Annotated in this window: 3 protein-coding genes; 2 read left to right on the top strand and 1 reads right to left on the bottom strand. The window is 37.4% G+C overall.

Annotated elements, in window-relative coordinates; all coding sequences use genetic code 11:
- The first annotated feature begins 392 nt into the window (after nt 1–392).
- Together AC1DRQ_RS30230 and AC1DRQ_RS30225 are read left to right on the top strand one after the other, a co-directional pair.
- Nucleotides 393–1244 (top strand): hypothetical protein, encoded by an 852-nt coding sequence (locus AC1DRQ_RS30230; RefSeq protein ID WP_477429645.1) that lies wholly within the window; start codon nt 393–395, stop codon nt 1242–1244.
- 740 nt (nt 1245–1984) lie between these two features.
- Entirely contained in the window at nt 1985–2506 is a 522-nt protein-coding gene (locus AC1DRQ_RS30225) for a YceI family protein (RefSeq protein WP_477429643.1), read from the top strand.
- A 427-nt stretch (nt 2507–2933) separates the two neighbouring features.
- Here the strand turns inward: AC1DRQ_RS30225 and AC1DRQ_RS30220 are convergent, their stop codons facing one another.
- Nucleotides 2934–3467 carry a hypothetical protein gene (locus tag AC1DRQ_RS30220; protein ID WP_477429641.1) on the bottom strand — a complete coding sequence of 178 codons (534 nt, stop codon included), beginning with the start codon at nt 3465–3467 and terminating at the stop codon, nt 2934–2936.
- Nucleotides 3468–3502 lie beyond the last annotated feature (35 nt).

Raw genomic sequence — 3502 nt, 5'->3', positions numbered from 1 at the left:
ATATGCAATAACCGAAATGATATTACAAGATTTTTAAAAATTTCTGAATAAAGATATAATTAAACCCCTTAACCGTTTATCAAAACTATTTACAGGACGCATTTTTAATACCGTATGCAATAACAGGAATACCGTTTCACATCCAGGGTATTGTTTAAAGAGAAGTGCTCATTGTTAACCAAATAGCAAAATTGCAACGCTTAAAATGCAAGAATAAATGTCGTTAAAAAACGGTCAATCGGGTAGGTAGACAACCGCAATCAGAAACTAAATTTTACAGTAAGATTATATTATTTTTTATTGATATTATTTTTTATGGCAGGCAACCAAATATTGGTTTCAAAACGTATTGGAGTTATACTAACCTATTATTAACCAATAGTTCAATCAAAATGAAACCTAAGAAAAACCTACCTCTCGTAATTGCTGGTATCGCCGTAATGTTTGCCAGCTGGTCATGTAAAAAAGATCACAAAATTAACCCCGACCAAACTCAAGGCAATGCTGTTAAATTAGCTACAAATTCAAAGTTTGGTAATATTATGACCGATGCAAAAGGAAAAACACTTTACTTTTTTGCAATTGATGCCAACGGAAACTCGGGATGCAACGGTGGCTGCTCTGTAGTATGGCCTACATTTTACCAGGCAAACTTAACTTTAGGCAATGGTCTTGATACTAAAGATTTCGGAACCATTACCCGTGCCGATGGTTCAAAACAAACTACTTACAAGGGCTGGCCATTGTATTATTACCAGAGTGATGCTAAAGCCGGCGATACCAATGGCGACGGTGTGGACAGTACATGGTTTGTAGCCAAACCCGATTATACGGTAATGGTAGCTAATAGCCAGCTTATTGGCAATGATAGTGTGAGGTATGACAGCCAGCTTAAACCGGGCCTGCAAGTAACCCAATACATTACCGACGACCGTGGCCAAACCTTATATTCTTTTAGCCATGACAAATTTAAAACCAACAACTTTACTACTGCTAATTTTAGCAATAACGCGGCTTGGCCAATTGATACAGTGAAAACTGTTCAGAATGCACCATCCATACTTGATAAAACCCAGTTTGAAATAATTACTGTATTTGGCAAAACACAACTGGTTTACAAGGGCTGGCCGCTATATTACTTTGGCAAGGATAATGGGCAGCGTGGTAATAACAGAGGTATATCCTTCCCCTCACCAGGCATTTGGCCTTATACCAATAAATCAACTACAGTTGCACCAATGTAAATAATCGTTGTTTGTAATAACACAAAAACGGGCAAAGGGAATTATCCTTTGCCCATTTTTGTTTAAAGTTATTTTCACCTGCAAAATTGCTAAACGGGCGATAACCTGATTGCGATATGGACATGTCCGGGTGTTCGCTTTTTTGTGTGCATGAAAAACCCGAACAGTCAATAAAAAATACGGTGTTTTCACGGATTGACAACATTGATTTAGCCACTTACATTTGCCATAATGCGCAAGAATAAGAGAAAGCCTGTTAAGAACAGTAAAAAGCCCCTAATGATGCTGGAGCTACCTATTAAAACTTCCATTTTTTTTCTTATACTTTTCGTTTTAGTTTTCCAACAGGAAGCCCGGGGACTGTCAAATACTATAATTAATCCTTTCCACCCCGAGTTAAAACTCATCTCCGACTTTAAATCATTCATTACATTATTTAACAGTATCGTGTCTTACTTTAAAGGGGTTTATTAATAAATAATAAACTAACACCTGCTCGCCTTGCTGACACGCAAAAAATTAAGTATATGTTGGTGATATGCTTAGTAAATGGTCTGACTGACCTTTATACAGCATTACCCCTAAACAGGTAATGCTTTTTTATTGCAGTTAAATATGGTTAAAATCAGCATAAGTTTTTACCATTAAGGCAACCTCTTTCCCGTAGCCCACGTAATTCATATAAACACCTCTTAACCAAACAAGAGGTCACAACTATGAAACACTTAAAGCATATCAGTATGAAAAAAATCATGTTTCCGGTAATAACGCTGCTTATTATCAGCACTTCGGCTTTTGCCTGGGTATTAACCACCTGGAAAGTAAAACCTAATCAATACGAAGTAAAATTTTCCGGAGGAAAGATCCATGGGATATTTGAAACACTAAAGGCAAACATCCAATTTGATAAAGAAAACCCTGAACAATCAAAAATTTCTGCATCTATTGATGCTAACAGCCTCGCTACCGGTTTTTTTATAAAAAACATGCATGCCAAATCTGCTATAGATGCAGACGACTATCCAACCATTTCATTTGTAGCAACATCGGTTAGTAAAAGTGCCAATGCTTACCAGGCTGTTGGTAAACTTACGCTGAAGGGTGTTACCAAACAGGTTACTATTCATTTTACTTTTGAAGATAAAGGCAATGAAGGGGTTTTTAAAGGCGAGTTTAAATTTTTGCCCAAAGATTTTAACGTCACCCGTAGCGGCACACCAGACGAGGTTACTATTGACCTGAATGTTCCCGTTACCAAATAATAGTTAAAAGCCATATTGGTAAGCTTATCAACTCAAGCAACTAAATATCAGATCCATATATTTATAAAAAAGGCAAATGATAAAATTATCATTTGCCTTTTTTATTTCCTCTGTATAATCCCATAAGTATTTAGAAGGATAAAAAGAAAGCCGGCGCAAGCCGATCCTTCATTGAAAGTGCAGTAAAGGTTAATAAACCTTGCAAACTTATGTAAACCACCCTCTGTGCTGTAAATCCGAGCCTTGTGTGTGGTCACAGTATGCACGAAAGCTCAACATATGCCATTAGTACCTATCCTAAATTACAGATACATAACTTTTATGTTTGAGGGATACCTCAGCAGCATAGTATGTATTAGTACCAACAAAAAAAGGCAAATGATCAAATGACCATTTGCCTTTTTTTGTTTTTTCAGATTATCTGGTTTTATAATCCAAATCCGTAGGCTATGCGTAAGCCCACCATACCAAAATGATCTTCGCTCCTTGAAAAGTTTTCATAACGAACGCCAACGTCCCATTTTTCATTAGCATATCCTATGCCTGGCGACAAATCCAGCCTGTGCGGTCCCCAGCCTTGTTCCAACTTCTCAAAAGCAACACCGGCTTCTCCGGCAAAATATATGTTTGGCACAAAAAACTCTTTAATACCAACTTTGATCGGGATTTCGCCGTAGCTCTGATATCTCCTATCTTGTCCAGGGATCATTTTAGGAAAAAAGTGATACCCCCCGGCAGCAAGTGTAACTGCAAAACTGTTGCTAATACCATATTGCAAACGGGCTGTACCACCTAATGTAAAATTGGTTCCGAGACGTGCAACACCTGTTGGAATACCTGTTTCAACACCTAAACCTAAGCGAAAAGCATTGGCAGGAGTGGTTTGGGCCTTTACATTTGTTGTAAAAAAGACAGCTGCGCCGATGAACGCTGTAGCTATTAGTTTTGATAGTGTTTTCATTTAATAGTGATTTTAGTAAACAATGAATACTAATA

This window comes from Mucilaginibacter sp. P4_E8 (genome assembly GCF_056401495.1).
The sequence above is the reverse complement of the archived record's forward strand: the minus strand, read 5'-3'. Positions and strand labels throughout refer to the sequence as shown.